The organism is Methylovulum psychrotolerans (genome assembly GCF_002923755.1).
Classification (GTDB): Bacteria; Pseudomonadota; Gammaproteobacteria; order Methylococcales; family Methylomonadaceae; genus Methylovulum; species Methylovulum psychrotolerans.
Map to the genome: position 1 here is coordinate 1063592 of NZ_PGFZ01000001.1, position 25056 is coordinate 1088647.

Annotated in this window: 25 protein-coding genes; 13 read left to right on the forward strand and 12 right to left on the reverse strand. The window is 51.0% G+C overall.

What is annotated here, in order from left to right:
- Positions 1–99 precede the first annotated feature (99 nt).
- Positions 100–507: a hypothetical protein gene (locus AADEFJLK_RS04915; RefSeq protein WP_088617839.1), complete on the forward strand. Its 408-nt coding sequence runs from the start codon at positions 100–102 to the stop codon at positions 505–507.
- 215 nt (positions 508–722) lie between these two features.
- The gene (locus AADEFJLK_RS04920; RefSeq protein ID WP_088617838.1) at positions 723–1085 is read left to right on the forward strand and encodes a hypothetical protein; all 363 of its coding nucleotides are present in this window, start codon (positions 723–725) and stop codon (positions 1083–1085) included.
- Between the two features lie 91 nt (positions 1086–1176).
- On the opposite strand, the gene AADEFJLK_RS04925 is transcribed toward AADEFJLK_RS04920, so the two are convergent.
- A complete protein-coding gene (locus tag AADEFJLK_RS04925; protein ID WP_103973479.1) occupies positions 1177–2163 on the reverse strand; it encodes a hypothetical protein in 987 nt (328 codons plus the stop codon).
- Between the two features lie 731 nt (positions 2164–2894).
- On the opposite strand from AADEFJLK_RS04925, the gene AADEFJLK_RS04930 reads away from it, so the two are divergent.
- A complete protein-coding gene (locus AADEFJLK_RS04930) occupies positions 2895–3596 on the forward strand; it encodes a GTP-binding protein (protein WP_232463743.1) in 702 nt (233 codons plus the stop codon).
- 91 nt (positions 3597–3687) lie between these two features.
- On the opposite strand, the gene suhB is transcribed toward AADEFJLK_RS04930, so the two are convergent.
- Positions 3688–4482 (reverse strand): inositol-1-monophosphatase, encoded by a 795-nt coding sequence (suhB, locus tag AADEFJLK_RS04935; RefSeq protein ID WP_088617836.1) that lies wholly within the window; start codon positions 4480–4482, stop codon positions 3688–3690.
- Between the two features lie 181 nt (positions 4483–4663).
- Here suhB and AADEFJLK_RS04940 point away from each other — a divergent pair, with 181 nt between their 5' ends.
- The 8 genes from AADEFJLK_RS04940 to argB all read left to right on the forward strand — a co-directional run bounded on the left by AADEFJLK_RS04940 (position 4664) and on the right by argB (position 13894).
- A complete protein-coding gene (locus tag AADEFJLK_RS04940; protein ID WP_103973620.1) occupies positions 4664–5392 on the forward strand; it encodes an RNA methyltransferase in 729 nt (242 codons plus the stop codon).
- 1 nt (position 5393) lies between these two features.
- A complete protein-coding gene (cysE, locus tag AADEFJLK_RS04945) occupies positions 5394–6155 on the forward strand; it encodes a serine O-acetyltransferase (RefSeq protein ID WP_088617835.1) in 762 nt (253 codons plus the stop codon).
- Positions 6156–6182: 27 nt separating this feature from the next.
- Positions 6183–7532 (forward strand): ABC transporter permease, encoded by a 1350-nt coding sequence (locus AADEFJLK_RS04950; protein ID WP_103973480.1) that lies wholly within the window; start codon positions 6183–6185, stop codon positions 7530–7532.
- A 27-nt stretch (positions 7533–7559) separates the two neighbouring features.
- The gene (gene prsK / locus AADEFJLK_RS04955) at positions 7560–9692 is read left to right on the forward strand and encodes an XrtA/PEP-CTERM system histidine kinase PrsK (protein ID WP_103973481.1); all 2133 of its coding nucleotides are present in this window, start codon (positions 7560–7562) and stop codon (positions 9690–9692) included.
- 126 nt (positions 9693–9818) lie between these two features.
- Complete coding sequence (gene coaBC / locus AADEFJLK_RS04960; RefSeq protein WP_088617832.1) at positions 9819–11024, forward strand: bifunctional phosphopantothenoylcysteine decarboxylase/phosphopantothenate--cysteine ligase CoaBC; 1206 nt, start codon at positions 9819–9821, stop codon at positions 11022–11024.
- On the forward strand, positions 11021–11476 hold the full coding sequence (gene dut, locus AADEFJLK_RS04965) for a dUTP diphosphatase (RefSeq protein WP_103973482.1): 456 nt from the start codon (positions 11021–11023) through the stop codon (positions 11474–11476). Before coaBC ends, dut begins: the two co-directional genes overlap by 4 nt.
- A gap of 320 nt (positions 11477–11796) precedes the next feature.
- Positions 11797–12822 carry a hypothetical protein gene (locus AADEFJLK_RS04970; RefSeq protein WP_088617830.1) on the forward strand — a complete coding sequence of 342 codons (1026 nt, stop codon included), beginning with the start codon at positions 11797–11799 and terminating at the stop codon, positions 12820–12822.
- A 169-nt stretch (positions 12823–12991) separates the two neighbouring features.
- Complete coding sequence (gene argB, locus AADEFJLK_RS04975) at positions 12992–13894, forward strand: acetylglutamate kinase (RefSeq protein WP_088617829.1); 903 nt, start codon at positions 12992–12994, stop codon at positions 13892–13894.
- Here argB and AADEFJLK_RS04980 read toward each other — a convergent pair.
- The 7 genes from AADEFJLK_RS04980 to accA all read right to left on the reverse strand — a co-directional run bounded on the left by AADEFJLK_RS04980 (position 13871) and on the right by accA (position 20492).
- Positions 13871–14869 carry a hypothetical protein gene (locus tag AADEFJLK_RS04980; protein WP_232463742.1) on the reverse strand — a complete coding sequence of 333 codons (999 nt, stop codon included), beginning with the start codon at positions 14867–14869 and terminating at the stop codon, positions 13871–13873. The two genes, argB and AADEFJLK_RS04980, sit on opposite strands and share 24 nt — an antisense overlap.
- 141 nt (positions 14870–15010) lie before the next feature.
- Complete coding sequence (locus tag AADEFJLK_RS04985) at positions 15011–15586, reverse strand: YggT family protein (RefSeq protein ID WP_088617828.1); 576 nt, start codon at positions 15584–15586, stop codon at positions 15011–15013.
- Positions 15586–16413 carry a pyrroline-5-carboxylate reductase gene (gene proC / locus AADEFJLK_RS04990; RefSeq protein WP_103973484.1) on the reverse strand — a complete coding sequence of 276 codons (828 nt, stop codon included), beginning with the start codon at positions 16411–16413 and terminating at the stop codon, positions 15586–15588. Before proC ends, AADEFJLK_RS04985 begins: the two co-directional genes overlap by 1 nt.
- 169 nt (positions 16414–16582) lie before the next feature.
- A complete protein-coding gene (locus AADEFJLK_RS04995; RefSeq protein WP_232463741.1) occupies positions 16583–16990 on the reverse strand; it encodes a DUF1499 domain-containing protein in 408 nt (135 codons plus the stop codon).
- 423 nt (positions 16991–17413) lie between these two features.
- Positions 17414–18457, reverse strand: a complete 1044-nt coding sequence (locus tag AADEFJLK_RS05000) for a hydantoinase/oxoprolinase family protein (protein WP_103973485.1) — start codon at positions 18455–18457, stop codon at positions 17414–17416.
- A complete protein-coding gene (locus tag AADEFJLK_RS05005) occupies positions 18454–19437 on the reverse strand; it encodes an ATP-grasp domain-containing protein (protein WP_249027974.1) in 984 nt (327 codons plus the stop codon). The genes AADEFJLK_RS05000 and AADEFJLK_RS05005 overlap by 4 nt, the downstream gene beginning before the upstream one ends.
- Positions 19438–19535: 98 nt before the next feature.
- On the reverse strand, positions 19536–20492 hold the full coding sequence (gene accA / locus AADEFJLK_RS05010; RefSeq protein ID WP_088617823.1) for an acetyl-CoA carboxylase carboxyl transferase subunit alpha: 957 nt from the start codon (positions 20490–20492) through the stop codon (positions 19536–19538).
- Between the two features lie 243 nt (positions 20493–20735).
- Here accA and AADEFJLK_RS05015 point away from each other — a divergent pair, with 243 nt between their 5' ends.
- Entirely contained in the window at positions 20736–21140 is a 405-nt protein-coding gene (locus tag AADEFJLK_RS05015; RefSeq protein WP_103973486.1) for a 6-pyruvoyl trahydropterin synthase family protein, read from the forward strand.
- 8 nt (positions 21141–21148) lie between these two features.
- The gene (locus AADEFJLK_RS05020; RefSeq protein WP_103973487.1) at positions 21149–21577 is read left to right on the forward strand and encodes a DUF1249 domain-containing protein; all 429 of its coding nucleotides are present in this window, start codon (positions 21149–21151) and stop codon (positions 21575–21577) included.
- Between the two features lie 47 nt (positions 21578–21624).
- On the opposite strand, the gene lpxB is transcribed toward AADEFJLK_RS05020, so the two are convergent.
- The 3 genes from lpxB to AADEFJLK_RS05035 all read right to left on the reverse strand — a co-directional run bounded on the left by lpxB (position 21625) and on the right by AADEFJLK_RS05035 (position 25053).
- A complete protein-coding gene (lpxB, locus tag AADEFJLK_RS05025) occupies positions 21625–22809 on the reverse strand; it encodes a lipid-A-disaccharide synthase (RefSeq protein ID WP_103973488.1) in 1185 nt (394 codons plus the stop codon).
- A 2-nt stretch (positions 22810–22811) separates the two neighbouring features.
- Positions 22812–23903, reverse strand: coding sequence for a DegT/DnrJ/EryC1/StrS family aminotransferase (locus tag AADEFJLK_RS05030; RefSeq protein ID WP_103973622.1), 1092 nt, complete (start codon positions 23901–23903; stop codon positions 22812–22814).
- Positions 23904–24114: 211 nt separating this feature from the next.
- Complete coding sequence (locus AADEFJLK_RS05035; protein ID WP_103973489.1) at positions 24115–25053, reverse strand: Gfo/Idh/MocA family protein; 939 nt, start codon at positions 25051–25053, stop codon at positions 24115–24117.
- Between the last annotated feature and the right edge of the window lie 3 nt (positions 25054–25056).

Sequence of the window (25056 nt, forward strand, 5' to 3'; positions counted from 1 at the left end):
CCCCAAACCCTTGCCTAAGTAACTAAGGGTGGCAATATACCTATCTGGATTACGTTTTAGCAAAAAGCTTCTTTTTACTTGCCGGAAAAAACAATAACAATGACAAAACTAGACGATATTTTACAATCAGTTATCGCCGACATGGATGGCGTATTCGGGTACGCGGTGATTGACATGAACAGCAGGCAATTATTAGGGGTCGCCCATAAAGTCGATTTCCTTACCCCCTCTTACTTAGAAGCATTGGCGGCGGCGGCGGCGGAAATGTTGCGCGGCAAACCTGTACGCGCCGTAGAATCACTACTGTCGGCTAAACTGGGCAAAACCATCAGTAACAGCATTAATGACATTTGTATCAATGCCGGAGACACCCGGCATTTTATGGCCGTCATCCCCGAAAAACCAGATTTACTGCTCGTGTTAAGCACGGATAAAAACACCAGCGTCGCGATGGGCTGGATCACCATACAGCGCAATATGGGGCTGATTACCGAACATTGCGCCTAACAGCCGCTGAAATTAACAAGACTTAGGACGGTACGGGATAAGTTAAGCCAATGACGACCCAGGCCTGCCAAGATTTTATACCCTACACAGGGGATGCCGAAACCTGCAAAGCCTTAACTGGCGAGCTTATTTCACAGCCATTCCTAACCCTATTGCTATCATCCGTTGGCAAATAGCAATAGTTTTTTTTGTGCCAATAATCTAAAGGAAAAACAATGAGCAATATTAAAGAGATCGTGGAACAATTAGTTGCCACTATTGACGGTTCTATGGTTGCGGCTGTGGTTGACGGCAACAGCGGCATGTTATTAGGCTCAGCGGGTACAGGTATTGATATGGAACTGGCGGCGGCCGGCAACTCCGAAGTTGTCCGCTCCAAACTGAAAACCATGAAAAGCTTAGGTCTGAAAGACGACATCGAAGACATCCTGATCACGCTGGGCAAACAATACCACATCATCCGCCCGACTGAAAAATACGAAGGCGTATTCATTTATGTCGTACTGGACAAAGCCAAAAGCAACTTGGCCTTGGCCCGCCGTAGCGTCATGTCTTTAGAAAGCAAATTAGTGCTGTAATCGGGTACGCCTGCTGAGTCAGCAGAACAGTTTCCAGCAATAACAGGCCGGATGACCCCATCATCCGGCCTGTTTGTTTCTGCTTTTATGGCTATTTAAGGCGGGTTCTGATCCTATCCAACAAGTTACGGCGGTCGGCATCTAACGGCTTCTCATTACGTTGGGCAACAGCGGATTTTTCTATCAGCCCCACCAAATAACAGGCATTATAAAAATTATAGATTTTCGGCAAAGGCAAACGGGTCGCCTCGGCAATATCCGCCAAAGCCAAGGTATTATTATGCATAAACGCCGCCAGCTTAATAAAATCGCGGCCTTCCGGCAAGCGCAAATTTGGCCAGCCCTTCAAATGCACAATATCATCGGGACTATTACCAGCCAACAACCGGCCTTGCGAAGATTTAAACGCAACATACCAAATCAGGTTATTTAGGGGCTTAGCGGCAATTTGCCGCTTTTCAACCAGCCTTTGCAATTCCGATGCCGTCATTGTATTGATCAATATCCGGCTATCGGCGGTGCAGTAAGGCATCAGTTCTTCTAAGTTCGCTTGGCTATAGTAAAGGCTTTGCACCGGATCCAACCAAATATCGATAGTCTTATCAACGACAATCCATATCGGTTCGGGGCTGTCGTCAAGCAAGGCTTTTAGCAGCCCATCCTCCGGATAAAAAACCTTGTCATCGCCACTTAAACGCTCCGGCAAAGGTTCAGGCTCTTTTACCGAAGGCGTGACCGGGTCGGCTACTGGCGGCAGGGCTTGCGGACGCTCAAGCAGCGTAGTGCCTTCAGCCCGGGCCAACACCGCCACTAACGAACTGACACTCGGGATGCCGCTAGCATCCACCACGATATGCTTATCGCTTAAGGCTTCGGCAGCGTAAATAAAACACCGTTCGGGCGGTAATCCGTCTTGTGGGTGCTGTGCCGGCAACACAAAAAAATCGGCATCCCCTGTGTTTACCACTTGCCACCGTTGATGCAGACGCGTTTCCGCCAAATAGAGGACAGCCGTAAAATAGCGTATTTCCAGTTCGTCAAATCCTATGGGGGCAATACTAAAATGGCTAACGGACATAGATAAATCATTCCTAATTATGTGAAATTGCGTAAAAAATTATTTACGCCCCTGTTCCGAGCCACCCTTCGCGGAAGCTCCAATCAATCGGGCTATAATAACCAATATTCAGGCCAAATAGCCATAGCAAGATAACAATGGCTATGTACTCACTTCTATTAAGCGGCCACACCACCGTACCTATATACTTCAAACGGTCAAGTTTTCGGTTTTAGGATTAACCGTTCGCCTGTCCCCAGACCCCCCTTGTGGGACAGGCTCACCACGAGCGGATTAACCGAAAACTTGACCGTTCAGAGTATACATTATGGAAATCCTTCCGATAACTTGCATGACGCTTGACAGGCGCTATAGTGAAAGGGCTGGTATTTTGCTGATTGCCCGAAGCCTTGGCGAACAAACCAACCCTATAGCCCAGCTTTGCCAAAATGTGTGATACAGTTCACAAAAAATGCCAAAAAACTTGCAAAAACTGTGAACTTAATATAAAAATAAAAATAAAATCAATAAATTACAAAAAAATAAACCAGCTAAAATAATGCCACATTAAATACGGCAAATAACAACATTCCCTTTTATCCATTAAAAATTTAACGTATTATGTCAAAGGTAATTCCACTCGATATGCGGAGTGTCCTGTAACTAAAAATCATCCGCCTTAAAAGCCACCACTTTATGACAATGATAGCAGATTACCCAATACCCGTACTGCCCACCAAAGGATCCCCATCATGACCAAAGAAACCTCTTCAGCCCCCTCGGCAACCATTTTTATGGATTTATCTGCCATAAAAGCGCTGGGGCAAGAAAGGGCGGTGAAAAAAAACCAGCCGAGCCATGACGAAACAGTTCCCCAAGCCGCTAATGTATCGGCAGTTACGGCCAACACCCAGAAAAAAGCGCCCATCCTTAAATTTGTCTTTACCGGCTCGGTAGGGTCAGGGAAAACCACGGCCATCGCCACCATCAGCGAAAGCAGCTATTTTTCCACCGAAGTAAAACCCTCAGAACAAAACGTCCTGCAACAAAAAAAATCCACTACCGTCGCAATGGACTACGGGGTGCTAAAAACCATTGACGGCCAAGATAAATTTTATTTGTACGGCACACCCGGACAACGCCGTTTTGATTTTATGACCCCCATCCTCACCCGCGACGCGGCGGGGCTGATTATCATGATCAACAACACCCAAGGCAATCCCTTGGAGGAGCTGGACTATTATCTCAGCCTTAACAAAGCCTTTTTGCTGAAAAATCCGGCGGTAATCGGTATTACCCATTACGATACCACTAGCCAACCCAGTGTTGACGATTATCTGACCGTCCTTAACGGACGTGGCATCCCTTGGCCAGTCATGAATATCGACGCACGCGAATTGGACGACATTATGTTGTTGCTCGATACGTTAGTCATGATGGTCGAATACAGCTAAACCCCCATCCATAACGCCCTACGCCTAGCCGTATCCGGTCAACAAGCCCGGAACTGGACACGGCCTAAGCCGTATCCAGCATGACCAAAACCTATTTCAAATTCGCCGTCACATAAGGCTCTATGAGCTGATACATCAACTGGTGCATTTTCGGGCTACCTGCAATTAAATTTCCCGACTGCAAATAATTGTCATTAAAAGAAAAATCGGTAACAACACCGCCCGCTTCCTTAATCAGCAAAATCCCGGCGGCCATATCCCATTCCATCACGCCGATTTCCCAAAAACCATCTAAACGCCCAGCCGCGACATAAGCCAAATCCAAAGCGGCAGACCCCGCGCGGCGGATGCCGGCGCACTCCATGGTCAACGCGCTGAACATATTCACATAAGCCTTAAGATGCAAATCGGTTTTAAAAGGAAATCCCGTACCCAATAACGCACCTTTTAAGCTCGGCTGTTGGGTAACCCGCAAGCGGCGGTTGTTCAGGGTCGCGCCGCCGCCGCGTTTGGCGGTGAACAATTCGTCGCGCAAGGGGTCATAAATAACGCCGACTTCCAGCCTGCCTTTGTGCTTTAAGGCGATAGAAACGGCGTATTGCGGGAAACCATGCAAAAAATTGGTAGTGCCGTCCAGCGGGTCAATTACCCAAACAAAATCATTCCCTTGATGCTCACCGCTTTCTTCCGCCAAAATGGCATGATCGGGATAAGCTGCCCGAATAATGCTGATAATTTCCCGCTCCGCCATACGGTCCACTTCACTGGCGTAATCATTTTTGCCTTTTTGGTCAATACGGAGTTGTCCGATACTGTCAGATGAGCGCAGGATCAAATCGCCCGCGCTGCGTGCCGCCCGGACGGCGATGTTTAACATTGGTTGCATAGGTCAGTTTCTTAATGAGCAGATAAAAGCCAGTATGGTAGCAAATCTTTTGGTAAACTTAAGGCTTTTTTCGGCTTGCACTTTTAAAGTGGCGCTTTAGCCTGCCCCAAACCCAACGGCGGTTCGGGCTGTCAGGCAAACCCACCTAAAAATGGCCACCTTTTTCATAACAGGTTTAACGTTGCTTTCCCATATCAAAATTGTCTTGGTCGAAACCACCCATCCGGGTAACATCGGAGCGGTGGCCCGTGCCATGAAAAACATGGGCATGACCCGCCTCGCGTTGGTCGGCCCCAAAACCTTCCCCAGCAACGAGGCGACCGCCCGCGCTTCAGGTGCCGACGATGTGCTTACCGCCGCCACGGTCTACCCGACCTTGCAGGAGGCCATCGCCGATTGCCAATTGATTATTGGCACCAGCGCCCGGCGCAGGACGATTAGCTGGCCGGAACTCAATCCCAAACAATGTGCGCAATTGGCCGTCATCGACAGTCCGCACCAACAAATCGCCATTATTTTTGGCCGCGAAAATTCCGGCCTGAAAAATCATGAGCTGGATTTGTGCCATTATTTGCTGCATATCCCTTGTAATGAGAGCTATAGCTCCCTAAATATAGCCGCTGCGGTGCAAGTGGTGTGTTATGAGCTGTTCGCCGCCACCGACCGCCCCGACACCATACAAGTGGGCGACCAAGGCGAATGCCCGCTGGCGACCGCCAGCCAAATGGAATCGTTTTACCGGCATTTGCAGGAAGCCTTGGTAGATATTGGTTTTATGCAGCCAGGCCGCTCCAAATCTATTATGCGCCGCCTACGGCGCGTGTATAACCGTATCCAACTGGACACGAAAGAAGTCGACATACTCCGGGGCATTTTACGGATGTCCCAGGATCACCAACATAAGGATTAATATGTTCAGCCGCTTAAAAGAAGATGTCGCTTGCGTGTTTGCCCGCGACCCCGCCGCGCAGACTTGGATAGAGGTCATCACCACCTATCCGGGAGTCCATGCCGTGGTCGTCCACCGCCTTAGCCATTGGTGCTGGCAGGCCGGTTTCCGCTGGCTGGCGCGTTTTATCGCCTATCTCAGCCGCTGGTGGACGGGCATTGAAATTCATCCCGGTGCCGTCATTGGCCGCCGCCTGTTTATCGACCACGGCATGGGCGTGGTCATCGGCGAGACCGCCGTCATCGGCGACGACTGTACCCTTTATCATGGCGTAACGTTGGGCGGCACGACTTGGCAAAAAGGCAAACGCCACCCGACGCTGCATAACGGCGTGGTCATTGGCGCGGGCGCAAAAGTCTTAGGGCCTATTGATATTGGCGACGGGGCACGGGTCGGCTCCAACTCGGTGGTACTCAAACCTGTACCCGCCGGCGTTACCGTAGTGGGCATTCCGGCGCATATTATCGGCGAACAAAAAGCCCCGCCGCCCGAACCGACCAGCAGTAACCGCCCGGTCAACTTCAACGCTTATGGGGCCAGCGCCGACATGCCCGACCCGGTCGCCGTGGCGATTAACCGTATGATCGACCATATCAACGCCCTCGACCAACAAATAGAGACGATGCAAAAAGCCATGAATGAGGCGGGGATCAGTTGCAAAAATCCCCCTATTTGTACTCTGGACGGTTGCGAAATCAAAGACGCTTACCGTACCCTACCCTAAGCTATGCCCAAAGCAAGGTGGTCTTAAATGGTTATTTTATGGACAGATGCCCTCATTTTTACCCTGTGCCTAATAATTTTGGCAACTGGCCTGTACCTGCGCGGTAAAGACTATATCCAACGCCCGCTCAGGCAAATCGGCGGCGACCCGCTCGGTATGGCGGCACTGGCCGTACTGGTGTTTTTCTTGGGCATCGGCCTGCTCGATTCCCTGCATTACGAAAGCACAAGCCGTACCGAGCAAGCCAATAGCCATGAGATCATCAGCGTCCTGGACGCATGGGCAGAACCCTTACGCCAGCATGGCGAAAAAACCTATTCGGCTCCGTTCGCACTGACCCTGTACAGCAAAGAAATGGCCACCGCCGCCGACGGTACAGTCGCGTGGACGTATCCGCGCCTGACTTTCGGTGGCCACCATTTGGCCGACCCCACCCAGCAGGCCGCCGATATTGGCGTAAAAACAGCCATAGCCTTGGCACAAAGTTTGGCTTGGCTAGGTTTGGCGGCTTTGCTAGTCTGGGCAGGATTTGCCTTGGCAGGGCAAAACATACCCAAAAATACCGCTGCTAAGGCGGTTTTTTGCACGGTGGCGGCGGTTTTTTGCACTGCCTATACCTTGTGTTACCTATCGGGCTATTATCACGTCCTCGGCACAGATAAGGTTGGTGAAGATGTCTTCTACCAAGCCATCAAAAGTATCCGTACCGGACTGGTCATCGGTACGCTGACCACCCTCATCATGTTGCCGCTGGCGGTTATTTTCGGTATCCTCGCCGGGTTTTTCCGGGGTTGGGTGGACGATATGATCCAATATGTCTACACCACCTTGAACTCAATCCCCAGCGTCTTATTAATCGCCGCCGCCATCTTAATGGTGCAAGTTTACATGGCGAACCATGAAGCCGCCTTCACTAGCCTAGTCGTCCGCGCCGATATGCGCCTGTTATTTTTGTGCATGATTTTGGGCGTGACCAGTTGGACGGGGCTGTGCCGTCTGTTACGCGCGGAAACCCTTAAGCTGCGCGAAATGGAATATGTCCAGGCCGCCACCGCATTAGGGGTCAAACCGCTAACTATCTTAAGCCGCCATATCCTGCCCAATGTCATGCACTTGGTGCTGATTTCGGTGGTGCTGGATTTCAGCTCGCTGGTGCTGGCGGAAGCGGTGTTATCTTACATCAACATAGGGGTCGATCCGACCACCTACAGCTGGGGCAATATGATTAACGGGGCGCGGCTGGAAATGGCGCGGGAACCGATGGTGTGGTGGTCGCTGTCCGCCGCGTTTGTGTTTATGCTGGCCTTAGTTTTGGCGGCCAACTTATTTGCCGACACCGTACAACAGGCTTTTGACCCACGCCGAAACAGGCAATAACCCCCTTTCTCACAGGCGGCAGGCTTCATGGAACCACTCGTTTTTTATGGCTATTTATTGGCTACCATCGCCTATTTTCTCTTATTGCTGACCGCTTGGGTGGGGCGCAAAAAAAATCCCGTCGCCGGACCTTTTTTGCTGGCTCTGGCCTTCTCCATGCTCTGGGCGGGCTATATCACCGTTTGCGAATACCAACCTACTTACACTTTAATAATTTCAACCAGTTTGGCGTTTGAAACCCTACGCAATGCCACTTGGTTTTTTCTGCTCGGCACACTCATTTCGCGGCAGCAGCTTAACCATAACTACCTATTGCTATACCGGTCACGCTTCACTTATATGCTCGCCGCGTTCATTGTCTTTTTGCTCGTTTTTGAACTGTCCGAAGACGTGCGCACCCCCATTAAACAGTTCGTCGGCAATCAAGTGCATATCCGATTGATGTCCCACCTCATGTTCGCCATTATCGGCTTGGCCTTAGTCGAACAACTGTACCGCAACGCCACTACCGAGCTGCGCTGGGTCATCAAATTTTTGTGTATCGGCTTAGCGTCTTTGTTTACTATTGACTTTATTGTCTTTAGCAAATCATTATTGTTCACCAGCCTGGATTACCCGTTGTGGGGTTCGCGGGGCATTATCAATACCCTGATCACCCCTTTGCTGGGCATCGCCATGTACCGCCTGCAAACCCACGGCATGACCGACATTAGCCTGTCGCGGACGTTGGTCTTCCATAGCACGGTGCTGATGGGGACCGGGTTATACCTGATCACCATGTCTTTAGCGGGCTATTACATCCGCGATTTTGGCGGCAGTTGGGGTGAGTTCGCCGAAATTGTCTTTATTTTCCTCGCCATTATTCTGCTGCTGGTGTTGTTTGTTTCGGGCAGAGTTAGAGCCTTAGTCAAAGTCTATTTCAACAAGCATCTGTTCAGCTACCACTACGATTACCGCGAAGAATGGCTCAAGCTCAGCAAAACTATTGCCCGGTTGAACTCCTTGCCAGAACTCTCCGCCGCCATCATCAAAACCATGGCCGATTTGGTGGACAGTTCTGGCGGCGGCTTATGGTTAAAAGACGAGCAAGGCGATTTTTATCTGGCCGATGCAAAAAATTTAGGCTTTGACTCTCCCCAGCAACTGGCGGCCAACCATAGCATGATCCTATTTATATCAAAAAAACAATGGGTTATTGATTTTTACGAACTAGCAGAAAGCCCCCAGCTCTATAAGGATGCCGACCTGTCATTATGGATGACCCCAGAGAAAGCAGTCTGGCTCATTATCCCGCTATTCTTGCAAAATGATCTGGAAGCCTTTGTCGTCCTGACCCAAGCCCGCGCCCCGCGGCCTTTAAATTGGGAAGACCACGATCTGTTGAAAACCGTGGGTAAACAGCTTGCCAACGCCCTTGCCCTTAACCACGCCAGTGACGCGTTGTCCAGATCACGCCAATTTGAAGCTTACAACCGCATTTCCGCTTATTTGGTGCATGATCTGAAAAACTTGATCGCCCAAGTCGGCCTAATTGTCAAAAATGCCGAAAAACATAAGCGCAATCCTGAATTTGTCGATGACGCCATTACTACGCTGGAAAATGTCGTGACCAAAATGGATCATCTGATTACTCAACTGAAAAAAGGCCACGACCCTCAATATCAGAACCATCGCCTTAACCTTGCCGATGTTGCCGCCGATGTCGCCTTGCAACAAGCCGGTAACCGCCCTGCGTTGCAAGTGCTGAACACTCTTACAGACGACTTGTTTGTCGTCGGTGAAAAAACCAAAATCACCGCCATTCTTGGCCATCTGGTGCAAAATGCCCAAGATGCCACACCCGCCGACGGTTTTGTAAAATTAATCCTAGAAAAACAGCCGCCCCACGCCATTATTAAAATAACCGACAACGGCTGCGGCATGGATAGAAAATTTATCGCCGAACGCCTGTTTAAACCGTTTGACACCACCAAAGGTAATGCCGGCATGGGCATAGGCGTATATGAAGCGCGTGATTATATCCGCAGATTAGCGGGCAGTTGCCATGTTGACAGCACCCCCGGGCTAGGCACAACCTTTACCGTTTGCCTACCCCTTGCCGAAGAGTTGATAGTAGACTCGGAGAGCCCCTCTCCTGCTAATACCGGGGCAAACGTATAACAACATCCGCCACCCAGAACTCACAAAGTACGGATCTCCTAGCCATTGCCCACCCGTTTAAAATTTAAGCCTAGAACAATTCAGCCAGACTTGCCATAATAGCGTTTTTGTCCGTATTCAGGTGCCATTATTAATAAGCGTGTTTTATTAGGTATTAGCGGCGGCATCGCCGCCTATAAATCGGCAGAGTTAGTACGCTTATTGCGCAAACAAGGCGCACAGGTACGCGTAGTCATGACTACCGCCGCCGCTGAGTTTATCCGTCCCCTCACCTTTCAGGCCTTATCGGGCCATCCTGTCCAGACCACCTTACTGGATGCCGATGCCGAAAACGCTATGGGACACATTAACCTCGCCCGCTGGGCGGATGTTTTGGTCATCGCACCCGCCAGTGCCAACCTGCTCGCCAAACTCAGCCATGGCTTAGCGGATGATTTGCTTTCCACCCTGTATTTGGCGGCAACCTGTCCGGTTTATGTCGCTCCGGCCATGAACCAAGCCATGTGGTCTAAAGCCGTCACTCAGGCAAACGTCGAACGCCTAAAAACCCACGGAGTCAGATTTATTGGCCCGGCAGCAGGAGACCAAGCCTGCGGCGAAACGGGCTTGGGGCGTATGTCAGAACCCGAAGACATTTGCCGCCAACTGCTTACTGCGCCCGCTTCGGTGCAAGCCAGTTCGGAACTGGCCGGCCTTAAGGTCTTAATTAGTGCAGGCCCCACGCGTGAGCCTTTAGACCCGGTACGCTATATCACCAACCGTAGCTCAGGCAAAATGGGCTACGCCTTAGCAGAAGCGGCAATCAATATGGGGGCAGATGTCACCTTGGTCAGCGGCCCGGTACAATTAGCCGCTCCTGCCCAGGCGCGGCTAATCCAAGTGGAGACCGCCGCACAAATGTATGCGGCGGTACTGGCCGAGGCCGACAGCCATGCCATTTATATCGGCGCGGCGGCAGTGGCCGATTACAGCCCCGTACCCGCCCCTGAAAAACTGAAAAAACACGCGGGCGCAAGCACGCTGGTGCTACACAAAACCCAAGACATCTTAGCGGCGGTAGCGGCCTTAACGCCGCCGCCCTTTACCGTCGGCTTTGCCGCCGAAACCGAAAACCTGACCGAGTATGCGCTAGGCAAACTCCAAGACAAAAAACTGGCGATGATTGCCGCCAATTGGGTCGGTAAGGCAGAGGGCGGCTTCGACAGGGACCAAAACGCCTTACAGGTTTTTTGGCCCACTGGCCAAAAAGCCCTGGCAATGACCGACAAATCCCTGCTTGCCCAACAACTGCTCAGCCTGATCGCCGAACACTTCTATAACACCATGCCATGAATACCATACAGTTAAAAATTCTTGACCCCCGTTTAGGCGCAACCATCCCTTTGCCTGACTATGCCACCTCCGGCTCGGCGGGTTTAGATTTACGCGCCTGCCTTGACCAAACTACCGTTATCGCCCCTGGGGAAACCTTGCTTATCCCTACCGGACTGGCGATTTATATTGGCGACCCTGGTTTAGCGGCAGTCTTATTGCCGCGTTCAGGCCTAGGTCATAAGCACGGCATTGTCTTGGGCAATTTAGTCGGGCTGATTGATTCGGATTATCAAGGGCAAGTGTTCGTTTCCTGCTGGAACCGCAGTGATAGTGCCTTTACCCTCCAGATCGGTGAGCGTATCGCCCAAATGGTATTTGTCCCCATCGCACAAGTCCAGTTCCGCCAAGTCGACGACTTTACGGCCAGTAGCCGGGGAAGCGGCGGCTTTGGCCATACCGGACAACAGTAGGTGACATCGCTAATGTTCTGCCTGAAATTTATAGGCCACTAGCAGAACACTGCCTAAAAAACAGCGGTAAATTATCTAAAGAAGGGGATAAGCCGTCCCATATTGGCCCAGTTATTTCACAGGCATTCCTAAAATTTTACGGCTATCTTCAGCCAGAATAACTTTTTCGTGTTTTTCGTGGACAACAACCCCTGCGCAAACCCAGAAATTATTTTTATGCGTGTTTTCTTGGATACGCCTTTAAAATCAAGTCCCGCACCATTTCAGTGTCTTCCTGCCCGGAAACCACTTAAAAGATTTTTATCTTCGGAGTTATTATTATGAGAAAAATGTTCTCTTTGCTTGCGCTTGCCATGGTTCTCATCATACTGACGGCGGGTTTTGGCATTTATTGGTTAAGCTCAAACGAAACCAACACCGCCAAAAAAGAGGCCGCCGCCGCCGAAGCGAAAAGTATTGCCTTAGGGTTATCGGCACACCTTACCTTACTGAACAAAACTCTCGATAAAATGGCCGAAGACCCCGATGTGCTGAATGCGGTCAACATAGGTAACAGCGGCCTATTAAGGGTTAATGCGGCCAGACTTGAAAAGTATCTCCCGAATGCCCTAAAAATCCGCTTATTACTGCCTGACACCAATACCATTGACGAGCAAGATAAACCGCGCATGGGCTTTGCCGATTTGGAAATGGTCAAAGAAGCCTTAACACACAACCCGTTTCCCAGCATCCACGGCGATAAAGGGGTTGACAGGCACTTGGCGATAACCCGGAGCATTAGCCAAAACGGTAAAGTCGTCGGCATGATTCTGGCGAGCTTAGACGAAAACATTATCTTAAATGGCCTTAAACTGATACCGACAAAAAACAGTTATTTTGAACTCAGGCAAGGCTTACAAGTATTGGCCGCTATCGGCACCAAAAATAGCACAAGCAGCCTGGACGGCAACCAGCAGCCTATTGCCAATAGTGACTGGGCGATATATTATCAATACGACGATAGCATGGATATGGCTGATTTGAGCCTGATGCTTAGCATTATCATCATCCCCTGCCTTATCGCCTTAGGCTTGATATTTATCACCCACCGTTGGTTATCAAGCACCCTAAGCCAAGACTTAGAAAGCCTGATGAAAGCCTTTAAAGATATTATGGCCGGTTCGGCACACAGCCACTATCCTGTCGAACTGGTAGAAATGCACGCCGCCGTATCCAATCTGATGCAATTTAAAAGGGTTCTCGATTATAGCGACCGCGACAGCCCGCCACCTAGCCATAAATCTGATATAACCGTCACTGACGATAACTTCGATTTGGATGATTTATTTGATGATTTTAAATTTTAGGTAACGGCAGCTTGCAAATTAGCCAAATTCAAGCATAAATTCGCCGATTAAAATCTTGCAAGTTTTCATGCCCACCGTGTATAAAATTGGCGGCAATGCTTAATTGTATCCACCGCCGCTTAATTCACCCTTTCCCCTTAATACCCAATAGATGATGGACTATTAAAAAATGAAACAAAAAAAAGCCGCCCCCCTGATCGCTGAAGTGTTGATCGAAGCCCTACCGTATATCCAACGCTTTAAAGGCAAAACGGTTGTCGTTAAATTTGGCGGCAACGCGATGGTCGACGAAGCCTTAAAACACAGCTTTGCCAGAGATATCGTCCTGATGAAACTGGTCGGCATCAATCCGATTGTCGTCCATGGCGGCGGCCCGCAAATCGGCCAAGTCTTGGCAAAACTGGGCAAGACTACCGGCTTTGTCGACGGTATGCGCATTACTGACAGCGAAACGATGGATGTGGTGGAAATGGTGCTGGGTGGCTTGGTGAATAAGGAGATCGTCAACCTGATCAATATGAACGGCGGCAAGGCGGTAGGCCTGACAGGCAAAGACGGGGATTTTATCCGTGCCAAAAAAATCAACCTAAAACGCTCGGCACTCGACGATGATGCCTCAGAAATCATTGACTTAGGCCATGTCGGCGAAGTCAGCAGCATAGACCCCGCTGTGGTCGATATGCTAGGACGCAGTGATTTTATTCCGGTGATTGCCCCGATAGGCGTGGGTGCGGATGGCTATTCCTACAATATCAATGCCGATTTGGTGGCGGGCAAAACCGCCGAGGTCTTGAAGGCCGAAAAATTGATCTTATTGACCAATACCGCCGGTATCCTTGACAAACAAGGGGGGCTGCTGACCGGCCTGTCAGTCAGCGATATCGACGCGCTGATCGCGGACGGCACTATCTCCGGCGGCATGATCCCGAAAACCCGTTGCGCCACTGATGCCCTAAACGGCGGAGTCCATAGCGTCCACATTATTGACGGACGGGTAGAACATGCCGTATTGCTGGAACTGTTCACCGACCAAGGCGTAGGCACTTTATTAGTGAGCCGCCCCCGCTGCTAAGACGTTATTGACATAGCTACGGAATGATGCCCGCAAGTCCTTGATTTTTTGGCTAGAACATAATTCTTCACCAACTATCGAATCATGGCAATGAATATCCAAAAACAGCTCGTAATCATTCTCGGTAATGGTAATGCGTGACAAAGACAGGCTAATGTCCGTATCCACAGCCGGTGGACGGTTCATAATCAGTTTATCGTTATAAACATCGGGCACCGTTGTCGAGTGGCGGTTAACAAACTGGCGGGCAATCTCCCAAGCCTTATTGCATTCATGGTCATTCTCGCAATGGAACAGGCCAAGGGCATTGGCCTGTTGGATGCTCGGCTTGTCCGCCTCGTGGCGCTTGGGTTGTTTTACCGATTGGGTCAAAAATAAATAACGCTCTATATTGGCGGTATATTCATTTTTGACCAGCTCCCGCTTATCCATGTTTGCCCTAAGGGCTTTTTGGATTTGCGCTATTTGTTGCTGGGTCGATTTGATGTCCTCGACCGATTTGGCCGATACATCCTGACCGTTACGCTCCGCCGCCGCCGCCGCCTTTTGCTGGTTAGCCAATTGTTGGGTGACATTGTTTAACGATTCTTGCAACACCCGTTGCTGGTTGTCAAAGTCCTGCATTTTCGCCGTTAAGGCCGCCGTAATTTCTTCTTCCGAATGGAAGGTATTGAGCAAGGCATGGTCATTGACTTTTTGTTTGGCAATCAGCTTTTCTTCTTCTTTTCTCAGTGCCGCCAGCCTTATATCCAAATCAATTTGCTCTTTAGTCTTGGCTTTCTCGACCACATCCACCACCATAGCACGGTTATTAAGAAGCTCGCGGCGGTTTTGCGACTGCTCAGGCGGCACCTGATCAGAAAACAGGGTATTGCCGTATTGGTCTTGCAGCTTATACAAGCGCTTGGCAAAAGCCACTTCGCTGCCGAGCAAACAAAATAACACAATAAAAACTTGAAACATAGGTACGGACATAGGCTTCTTAATCGCTTTAACAAGATTTTGAATTATATGACAAAGGCTCAAACAAAGCGAAAAGCTTATCATCTTGGCGGCCATCTTTAGTTTTAGTTGGGCTTGCTTCTTTCATCAGACACACCCGCCACCCGACAGAATCTAACTAAGCAAACTGGCCAATTGCTGCAACGGCGGCAAAACCAGCATCTTTGCCAATTGCAAAAATAGCAGCGCCGCTAACGGCGACAAATCTATGCCGCCTACATCAGGAATAAATTTCCGGCACAGCGCCAATAAAGGATCGGTCAGGCTCGCCAACATCGACGATGCAGAATCGTAAGCGCCGGGGTTTATCCAGCTCAATAACGCCCTGGCAAACACCGCAAAAATAAAAATGTTCAACAGCAAAGCCACCACGTCTGTCATCGACAAAATCGCCAAAGCCCCGATATTGACCGTCACCCCTTTCAAAATCAGGATGACGAAATTAGCCAACATTTGCAGGGCCAAAACCAAAACTAACGAAGACGTATCAATCCTACCGATGGGCGGTATAAAACGGCGTAATACCCGTAACGGCGGATGGGTGATTTTCAGTAACAATTGCGCAATCGGGTTGTAAAATGATGTCCCACACCATTGCAACAAAAACCGCAATAAAACCGCCATAATATACAGTGACGATAAAGAATCGACAACCAAGATAATAGGGTCGGTCAGATAACTGGAATCCATCAGGAATTCTCCATTTGTTCAGACATTTCAATAGAGCGGTCACGCGCCGCCTGTAAGGCGCGCGCCACCAATGGCGTAAAACCACCTTGGGTAAACGTTCGGATCGCTTGTTCGGTCGTCCCGCCCGGCGAAGTTACCCGACGGCGCAATTGCTCCGGCGATTCAGGCGATTCCAAGGCGATTTTCGCCGCCCCCAAAGCCGTTTGCTGGACTAATAAGCGGGCCGTTTCCGCACCCAAACCCAATTCCACAGCCGCCGCCTCCATCGCTTCCATCAACAAAAAGAAATACGCAGGACCACTGCCGGACACCGCCGTTACCGCATCCAGCTCGCTTTCGTCAGCCACCCAGAGGGAAATGCCCACCGCCCGCATCAGGCTCTCGGCCAAATCACGCTGCTTGGCACTAACATAGCTATTGGCATGTAAGGCCGTCGCCCCGGTCAGCACTAGCGCGGGGGTATTAGGCATACAGCGGACAATTGGCACTTTTGCACCCAACCAAGCCGCCAAACCGTGTTGCGAAATGCCCGCCGCAATTGAGACCACCAACACCTGTTGCTGCCGCACCACCTCGGCAATGCCACACGCCACTTCCTTAAGGGCCTGCGGCTTAACCGCCAAAACCACCACATCGGTAGCCGCCACCACATCGGCATTATGGGACGTGGTATTAATGCCCAGATTAGCCGCCAACGTTGCCAAAGCGGCTTCATTTACATCGGAAACCCAAATGTCCGTCGCCGCATGGCCGCTGGCAATCAGGCCGCTCACCAAACTGGAGGCCATATTGCCGCCGCCGATAAAACCTATTTTATGTGTTTTCATAATGTCCCTGTCTGATAGTTATATCACGCTATTTTACCCTATATGGAGCTGGAGCAATAAATCACAAGCTTTTTCCCTAGAAAATAGCGGGCTTAACTGAACGCGACAAGAACTGTCGATATGATTAACCTAAATTCCAACGTGGTAACGTTCAAGTGGCGGCATAAAACTAATCCACCACACCCATTTTCCGCAATTCGGCGCGTAAACCCTCAATACGCTTACGGTTAACGCCAAAGTCGCTGTGGCCCACCCGTGACGCGGAACGGATATGGATAAGCTCCCTATCGGCATCAAGCAGCACATTAATGTCATCGACAAACCGGAACACCAAACTGGTGGCTTCGGCATGTAGCGTGGTATGCGTCTCATGGGTAATCACCAGACGCGGCTGTTTTAAAATAGCCTTTTTTAAGGCATCCCACGCCTGTAGCGGATTGCCCTTAATTTCAAACGGTAGGATGTAATGCTGGCGGTCATGGATGTCCGCTTGGCTGGATACACAATTAGGACTGCTACCACACAGTGGCAGCTTACCGTCAATAGCCGAAGCTTGGGTCAGGGTCGGATTCGTCATAGCCATTATCACGCTGAAAAAAATAATTTTGAAGTGCATAAATTATGAGGGCAGAGGTTATATTTCACAACATTATGACAATTTGACACAAACTGGCTTAGTGTCAAATCTATAGCATCCGGCGCTGGGTAAACGACAGGCTAAACATAGCGTAGACTGAAACGTGCTAGCGTTGTGCCGCCCATCCTCCCATCTTTCATACTATTAATCCCTTCTCAGGGCTTACCGAAAAACACAGCTTAACACAACAAACAATGCCTTGATCAATCAAAATATTATAAAAAACATCAGCGTATATTTATTTTCGGGTAATTAACGGCGCGTACCAACGCTAACGCCGCAATACCGTCCAGTTGGCCTCAAAGATCGGCTTTTAGCTTGCCGTTTCCTTAACGGCGGACTCTATAACAGATAAACCCAAGCCTAGGCACGGGCATGGTTAAGATACCCCACCGCCACCGCAGGCGCACAATCGGCAGGGTTTAAAGCCGTTGCCGAACACTGGCACAGCTCGGAAAAATCCCGATAAGGCCGTCGCCAGTGCCGCGCCAGTTCGCGTACCAAAAACCGCCCTATACCCGCCCCGACCAGCGGGGCAGCGGCGGACACACCGTTCTCGGCCAGCACTTTCCCGCTGGCGGCGGTAATGGCCTGGAGTTGCTGGGCCCGCAAATTAACCGCCACGCTTTGCCAACGCGGCAATTGTTCGGGATAAAAATCACAACCTAGCATCCGTGCCAAACGTCTGGCACTGGCGGCAACGGTTTTGGCCGCCCCATCGGCGGTCTCAGTCTGGTCATGAGCTTCGTCCAATTCGCCCGTTAGCCGATACACATCCGCCATCGTGGCAAAATATTCCGCCATCAGACCGACTTCTTGGCCTTCGTCAAGCACCGCTTGCGCAACCGCCATCACCGCCGTCCTGACAATCCCGGTATACACCAGCTCTTTAGTAACCAATCGCTGATAGTCGGTATAGCCCTGCACTTGCACCTGGCGGTCTTGCAGCACCAACACATCCGTGGTGGTGCTGCCTATGTCAATAAACAAACCATCCCCCACGCTATGCGCAGCGAATCCGGCACTGGCCAGCCAATTGCTTGAGGCAATATCCTGATAATCGGCGGTGCTAATGGCCGACAAAGGCAACAAACCTTGCCGTCCAGCAAACACCAGTATCTCACTGGCAGGCAACAATCTGGCCATCGTGGCGATGATTTGCCTGACCCCGTCCTCCCTATCGGCAAATAAATCGACCAACTCACCCGTCATGGTCATCGCGTGGCGATAATCGGCGGCAGGCAAAGCCTGCATAATGGCGGCGACCGCCGCCTGCAAGGTCGCCAAACCTTTCCATAACGGGCAAGGCTGCTGGTACAGGGCGGTGATGATGCCATCTGGATTAAGGACAGCGGCTTTAAGATGCGCCCCGCCGATGTCCCAGCCTAAATAATGTCTCGGTTTCATGAATGTAATGTCAAGGTGATGGCTTGGTCAGTGCTAACGGTAATGGCGGGCGACCCATGCAGCAACTGCAACACTAACTCGGCGACGTTGATACCTAGAGCAGACCGAAGGGCAGCAAAGGAAGAGGTCAGGCGCGGGTTGATTTCCAGCACCCAGATGGTTTCGGGGGTTTCGATCAGATCAATGCCGACATAGCCCCATAGCTCGGGGCAAGCCTTAGCCACTTGCGCCGCCACTTGTTGATACGCGGAAGTCACGGGGCGGTCATTGACGATAATGTCTTGCAACACATACTGGTGGTCACACACCGTAAAACCTTGCAGATTGACCGACAGCAACCAGCTTTCGCCGTGCCGGAACAGGCACGACAGGCTGGTCTTCTCGCCGTGCAAGTGCGGCTGGATAATAAACCGGGGCGAGCGGATGATGTGCTTAGCAAGCGCGGCTTGGGTCGGCAGAATATAAGTGCCGCCACAGCCCGCACCATCAATCGGCTTGATCAGCCATTCCCCCGGCGCAAACATCGCCTGGTCGGCCAATTGCGTGGCAACCGTAGCGATGCCGTGTTGTTGCAAGCGTCGATAGGCCTGGTATTTATCGCCCGTCACCGCCACAGCGGCGGCAGGTGACGTTAACAGCCGCTTACCCTGAGCCTGCACCGCCAAACACAGCCGCAGCAACACCCCATCAGATTCGGGTGCGATAGGCCACACCGCATCGGCAGCCGCCAACAATCGGGCAAATTCCGCTTCGGTGTCCTGTTCAGGACTAATGATGGCCAGATGCTGCACCGCACGGGTGTCCACCTCAGCCAACAGACGGCTATCCAACATTACTGTCAGTTCAATAGCCGGGAGGGCGGAAAAATCAGCCAAGAGCGCCTGCAACATCAAACAGCCTTCCCTTGCTAAGGAACTAGGTAACGCCGCTTGGTTACAACCACCGCCCGTAATATACTCAAACACCAGTACCCGCATCATGGCTAGCCTGCCGAAGGCGCACGGTCACCGTCCGGCCATTGCCATAAACGCAATCGCCCCGTCTCTACAAGCATCCGCAAGATCATATCCGTCAGGGTTTACTCAGTAAACACACCAAAATCCATAATGCGTTGGTAACGGGTTTCCAACAGTTCATCCATATTCTGTTGCTTTAATTCCGCCAAGTGCCGTACCAAGGTCTCTTTCAGATTCTTGGCGGTGCTGACAAAATTCCGATGGCCGCCGCCTAAAGGCTCGCGCACCACTTCATCCAAAAAGCCCTGCTCACGGATACGGTCGGAAGTAATGCCCATCGCTTCCGCCGCCAATTGTGATTTTTCGGCACTTTTCCATAAAATCGACGCGCAACCTTCGGGGGAAATCACCGAGTAGGTGCTGTATTCCATCATAATCAGACGGTCACCCACGCCAATCGCCAACGCCCCGCCCGAACCGCCTTCACCAATCACCGTGCAGATAATCGGCGTTTTCAGCTTCGACATCTCAAACAAATTTCTGGCAATCGCCTCACTTTGTCCGCGCTCTTCCGCACCGATGCCAGGATATGCGCCCGGCGTGTCAATCAGACAAATAATCGGCAGTTGGAAACGCTCGGCCATTTTCATCACCCGCAAGGCCTTCCGGTAGCCTTCAGGACGTGGCATACCAAAATTGCGGTAAATCTTTTCTTTGGTGTCGCGGCCTTTCTGATGCCCCATCACTACCACCGGTTGCCCGTCCAGACGCGCCAGCCCACAAACAATGGCCGGATCATCCGCATAAGCACGGTCACCATGCAGTTCCTGGAAATCGGTCATCATCAGCTCGATATAATCCAGCGTATAAGGCCGCCCCGGATGTCTGGACAACTGGGAAATCTGCCAATCGGACAGTTCGGCAAAAATAGTTTCGGTTAGCGTCCGGCTTCGGTCTTCCAACTGCTTAATGGCATCGGAAATATTAATGTTGTTATCAAACTCCACATTACGAAGCTCTTTTATTTTCGCTTCTAACTCAGCGATAGGTTGTTCGAAATCGAGAAAATTTAAATCCATGAAGGTGCGCTATGACGAATGAAAGGTAAACGGTAGATTTTATAGAAATTTAGCGATTTATTCTAAATATAAATTGTAGTAATGCATTTAAAGGGCAAACTTGAAATTAGCGCGGCCAAACTGGGCGTAACTGCCCGGCCGCTTACGCGAACGGAAATATCTGCAAATCGTCACTTGTTATAGCCGCTTTTATAGTAAACTGCCCGCCTTGAATCTGATAGCAGTCCCTTAAATCCACCGACTATGTTTACCATCACCAAAGAAGTTTATTTTTGCTACGGGCACCGGTTAATGAACCACGCCGGAAAATGCCGCCACCTGCACGGGCATAGCGTCAAAGCCTCGATTAGCATCCAACAAGAACAGCTTAACGCCGACGGCATGGTCTGTGACTTTGCCGACATCCGCGCCTGCGTGGAAAGCTACGTCGACGAGTATCTGGACCACAATTTTTTACTGCATAAAAATGATCCGATCATCCCGATGCTGACCGCCCAAAACGAGCGCTTCATGGCCTTAGACGAACACCCGACCGCCGAAGTCTTAAGCAAAATGCTCTACCACCATATCAAACAAGCGGGCTTTAACGTCGCGCAAGTGACGCTATGGGAAACTGCCAGCGCTTACGCCAGCTACCGCGAAGACTGACCGCCGCCATGGCCCTCATCACTCCCATCAACACCTCGCTTTGTCTGGAACAGCTCTGCGCCTCCAACTTCCAGAAATTGCTGCAACTCATCCCCGACCTAGCCGCCATTAAAAACGCTGCCGTCGGGGTAGCCCCACGCCATGCCAACCTGCACCTCACCGTCATTGACCACAGCCCCTACACCCTAACCGTCGAACTCAACCATTGCTTTAGCCAACACCTAGACGGACTGCTCGCCCCTGCCCTGCGCATCCGTATTTACATGGACGCACAACTCGCCGAAGTGCTCAGCGACAACGACCGGGCCAGCGTCGCCCGCACCTTCCCCGATGCCAGCCAAAGCCGAGAAATCATGCACTACAAATGGCGGCTCAATTATTTCTTACAAAAATGGCTAGACCATTGTTTGGGCAAAAACTACCGGTTCACCAGCTAAGTTGCCCTTAGGCTTCGCTCAGGGAACGGGATAGCTCCCGTTGGCTACTATTGGTTGAGTGAAGCCCGTTGGCTGAGCGAAGCCGAAGCCAACGGGCAACTCAGCATAGCCACCACTAAATCCGCCATATTCTTCGACGCGCCGCCCTGCCCTAAAGCCTGCTTAACCTGCACCAATTCTGCCCGCATCGTTTGCGCATAAGCATCGTCAGTCAAAATCCGCAGCATCTCCGCCGCCAAATTATCCGCCGTGGCCTCATGCTGTATCAACTCCTTAACCACCAACTTGCCAGCGACAATATTCGGTAAACCAATAAAGGGGGTTTTGACCAACAACCGACCCAGCCAATAGGTCAGCGGCGACAACTTATAAGTAATCACCATCGGCACGGTAAACAAAGCGATTTCCAAGGTCGCCGTCCCCGAAGTCGTCATCACCGCATCACAGCATTGCATGACTTCATAAGGCTGGTTTTTCACCACTTTAATAGGTAACGCCTCCGGCAAATACGCCGCCAGTAAGGCATCAGGGATAGAACTGGCTTGTGGCAAGACAAACTGGACGGCGGGTAAGCGTTGCTGCACTTGCACAGCCGCCGCCAGCATCACGGGCAACAGGCGTTTGATCTCATTGGCACGGCTACCCGGAAACAAACCCACGACAGGCCGTTGCCCATCCAAGCCGAACAGCCGCAAAGCCTCCGCCTTAGCGTATTGCGGATGCACTTTATCGACCGACGGATGCCCGACATAACGCACCGGCACATTCTCCGCCTCGTAATACGCCGTTTCAAACGGAAAAATCACCGCCATCATGTCGATGGCTTTGCCATACTGTTTCACCCGCCCCGCCCGCCAAGCCCACACTTGCGGACTGACGTAAAACAGCACTTTAACGCCCTGCTGTTTGGCAAATTTCGCCAATTTATAGTTAAACTCTTTATAATCGACGCACACCAACAAATCGGGCCGTTCCTCGGCGACCAACCGCTGCATAAACGCTAATACCCGCCGGATTTCCGCGTAATGCTTAAGCACTTCCACCACGCCAATAACCGCGATAGCCGACGAATCATAACGGACATCTACCCCCGCCGCCGCCATTTTGGAACTGCCCATGCCCATGGCCTGAATGTCCGGCATTTGCTTTTTCAGCTCCAAAAACAAATTGGCGGCATGTTGGTCGCCGGAGGCTTCCCCCGCACTGAACATCACGGTTAAGGGCTTGGTCATGGTTACAAAGCCGCCTTAATCGTATCGGTAATGGTTTTGATGTCCCCATCCGACAGATACGGACAAATCGGCAACGAAAAGCACTGGGCGGCGACGGTTTCAGTGACGGGCAAAGACAACCCCTCACATTCTTCTTTAAACGCCACTTGCTGATGCAGCGGCACGGGATAATACACCGCGCAAGCAATTTGTTGCGCCTGTAAAGCCTGCATAATCTCGTCACGACGCTCGGACAATAAGGTATATTGATGGTACACATGCACCCCCAAACCGTCTTCCAGCGGCGTGGTCAGCGGCAGGCCCGCCAATAACTCGGAATACCGATGCGCCACGCGGCGGCGGCCTTGGTTATATTGGTCAATACGCTTGAGCTTGGCGCGTAAGATCACCGCCTGCATTTCGTCAAGGCGGCTGTTATAACCGATCACCTCATGATAATAACGGACATTCGAGCCGTGGTTACGCAACTGCTTAAGCTTAGCCGCCGTGGTGTCGGAATTGGTGACCACCAAACCACCGTCACCAAAACCGCCTAAATTCTTACTGGGGAAAAAACTAAACCCCGCCGCATCACCGATAGACCCGGTTTGTTTGCCGCCGACACTCGCGCCAAATGACTGGCAACAATCTTCGATCAATTTCAAATTATGCTCTTGGCAGATTTGCTCAATCTGCTCCATATCGGCAGGTTGGCCGAACAAATGCACCGGCATCACCGCCTTCGTCCGCGAGGTAATGGCGTTAATGATCGCCTCAGGCGCAATATTAAACGTGCGTGGGTCAATATCGACAAACACCGGCACCGCACCGACATATTTAATCGCTTCCGCCGTGGCAATAAACGTAAACGCCGTCGTAATGACTTCGTCACCCTTGCCTATCCCCTCCGCCAGCAACGCCAAATGCAACGCATCCGTACCCGAAGCCACGCCTATCGCATGTTTTACGCCCAGATAAGCCGCCGTTTCTTGCTCAAACGCTTGCACGTTCGGGCCTAAAATAAACGAACAATTCTCTATCGTCTGCGCCAAGCCCTGTTCAACTTCATCTTTAATTTCCGCGTATTGGGCTTTCAGGTTTACCATGGGTATCATATTATTTCCTTGTTTCCACAGGGTATTGTGGATGTTGTTATGCAATTGGTATGGCCCGATCATCAAGCCCTTCAAATAACAGATGCCGTTATGAAAAGCGCAAGCCGGGCAGGAAAGGCCTCCCCTAATAGGAAAAGGCCGTCACCTTGAAATCTATTTTTTGTTCGTTTAAACGCTTAATCTAAGTGCTGTTAAGTAGTGGACAATCGCCTCACTTATCCCCCAACAACGCCGTAATCCTAATCGCCGTTGCCAAAGCCCTGCGTCCTGCTTCGCCAGATACCAAAGGCGTACTGCCCGTCTGGATGCAATTGACGAAATGCGCAATTTCCGCCAGTAACGCATCACCGCTCTCAAACACCGACTCTTCGGTTTCTATCTCAGGAATGCCCGGAAACATTTCTTTTGTCCCCGTACGGTGCTTAGTCAGGGTGCGGTTTTGGAAATCGACGGCAATGTAAGAGCTCGGACGGAACAGGCGCATTTTGCGTTCCAGCTTCATACTGATACGGCTGGCCGTAACATTGGCGACACAGCCGTTCTTAAACAACAGCCGCGCATTGGCAATGTCCGTGCCTTGGGTCAATACCGCCGTACCGCTGGCATCAATGCGCTCAACCTCGGAATCGACCAACGCCAAAATAATATCAATGTCATGGATCATCAAATCCAGCACCACACTGACATCATTCGCGCGGGGATTGAACGGCGCCAAACGGTGCGATTCGATAAATAACGGTTTCTCGTCTTTATCCAAGCCCAAGACCGCCGGATTAAAACGCTCTAAATGCCCGACCTGCAACGCCACCTTATTGGCTTCGGCAAGGGCGATCAACTCGTCGGCTTCGGCAACCGTCACCGTAATCGGCTTTTCCACCAACACATGCACCCCAGCCGCCAAAAAGTCTTTCGTGACCCGGTGGTGCAAAGTTGTCGGCACCACAATACTGACCGCATCAATAGAGCCGTCTAATAAAGAATGGTAATCCGTCAGGGCCTGCACCCCATGCTTATCGGCAACCGAACTTGCCGCCACCGGATTGACATCGACCACCGCCACCAACTCACAATCGGGTAAGGCGGCATATTTTTCGGCATGGAATTTACCCAGATAACCTGTGCCAATAACGGCGCATCGCAATTTTTTCATCAT